The 1,919-nt window shown below is 67.1% G+C and carries 1 protein-coding gene; it reads right to left on the bottom strand.

The features are described 5' to 3' along the window. Positions 1–72: 72 nt before the first annotated feature. Positions 73–1,326: a group II intron reverse transcriptase/maturase gene (gene ltrA / locus LN042_RS36675; RefSeq protein ID WP_230055802.1), complete on the bottom strand. Its 1,254-nt coding sequence runs from the start codon at positions 1,324–1,326 to the stop codon at positions 73–75. Between the last annotated feature and the right edge of the window lie 593 nt (positions 1,327–1,919).

Genomic DNA, 1,919 nt, shown 5'->3' with positions numbered 1-1,919 from the left:
ATCGGGTAGGAGGGCCGGGTCGCCCGGCCCTCCTCCCACACCACCGGACATGCGGGTCACGCATCCGGCGGTTCACCAAGCTGATCTCAACCGTTGCCAGGTCGGCTTGAGCATCTTCAGCCCCAGGTCGTCCCAGTAGGCGTTGGGCAGAGCACGCTGGAGGATTCCGGAGCCCGCGATCCGCCAGTAGCCCTTGCTACTGGCGGCCCACTGGTGGGCGGACCGCTCGGGGATCCCGAGCCTGAGCAGGTTCCGGCGTCTGGCCGCGAAGCGCTTCCACTCCTTCCAGCGGATCTGCCGCATGCGGCGATGAAGCCACTTGTCCAGCTCGCGGAACAGGTGTGCGCCGTCCGCGAGCTGGAAGTAGCCCATCCAGCCGGTGGTGAAGCGGTTGATCTTCGCGATGCGTTCATCCATCGCGATGCTCCACCGGCGCGAGGTCAGTTCCCGTAGTCGCTCCTTCAGGCGCTTGATCGCCTTCGGATCGACCCGGACCCCGACCCTGCCGCCCCGGGTGAAGTAGAAGCCGAACCCCAGCATCGTCATGACGGACGCCGGGACCACCTTCGACTTGGCCCGGTTGACCTTCAGTTTCAACCGCCGCTCGACCACATCGGTGACGGAGTCGAGCACCCTCTGGGCGGCCCGTCTGCTGCGCACGAACACGCGCACGTCATCCGCGTAGCGGACGAACCGGTGACCGCGCTTGAACAACTCCCGGTCCAGGTCGTCGAGCATGATGTTCGACAGCACCGGCGACAGCGGGGAACCCTGCGGCGTCCCCTCCGCACTCGGCATCTTCACGCCGTCCACCATGATCCCGGCTTCCAGATACCGGCGGATCAGTTTCAAGACTCTGCGGTCATCGACCCTGCGCGCCACCCTGGCCATCAGGACATCATGCTGGACCCGGTCGAAGAACCGGTCCAGATCAAGGTCCACGACCCACCGGTGGCCGTCCTCGATCGCCCGCCTGGCGACCCGGACCGCCTGATGGGCGGACCGGCCGGGACGGAACCCGAACGACGACCCGGAAAAGTGCGGGTCGAAGATCGGCACGAGGACCTGCGCGATGGCCTGCTGGATCAAGCGGTCCAGCACAACCGGCACCCCCAGCAACCGCTCGCCGCCGCCAGGCTTCGGGATGATCACCTGACGGGCCGGCGCCGGCCGGTAGGTGCCCGCATCGAGTGCGGCCCGAACAGCGGGCCAGTTGACCAGCACCCACGACCGCAACTCTGCCGTGGTCATGCCGTCCACCCCCGGGGCACCCCGGTTGGACTCGACGCGGTTGAGCGCCGCGAGCAGGTTCTCCTTCGAGAGCATCGACTCCCACAACGAAGGCCCCCGTTCGCGGTGAACGTCTTCCGTGGAGTGCGCCGACCGGTCACTACGCTCCGCCGGGGACCCCACCGGATGCACCGGCTCCTCCCCCGACGGCCCCGCCGAAGCGGGTCGGCTGCGATCACCGTGACCGGCACGAGCAACCACCACATCACCCGTTCCACTCGATGTTCGGCCCTTCCCAGCCCACCTGCTCATCCCGGCTGGTACTACGACCTCTGCTGACTTCTGCCCGGTCAGCCGAGGCCTCTCGACCCCAACCGTCGGCGCGGCGACAACTCAGCACAACCGACACCCGGACAGATCTCCCCAGGTAAGAACGATCACTGTCCCTGGATCCCCGCCGTGTCTACGCCCCGACCTTCTTGGTAGTGACGGGCATCGCCATCGCGTGCTGGCTCACCCGATCGGACCGCCTCATACACGGTTCGTGTTCCTCGGTACCCAGGTCTCGCCTCGGGCTTCCTCCAGACCCCACCTCACGATGACGCCCTTGCCTCCAGCTCGGGGTTAGCACCACCTCTTCCCCCAGGGGACTTCCACCCCCAAGCAATCGCCCATGCTGGGCACACACG

The organism is Kitasatospora humi, assembly GCF_020907985.1.
Classification (GTDB): domain Bacteria; phylum Actinomycetota; class Actinomycetes; order Streptomycetales; family Streptomycetaceae; genus Kitasatospora; species Kitasatospora humi.
The sequence above is the reverse complement of the archived record's forward strand: the minus strand, read 5'-3'. Positions and strand labels throughout refer to the sequence as shown.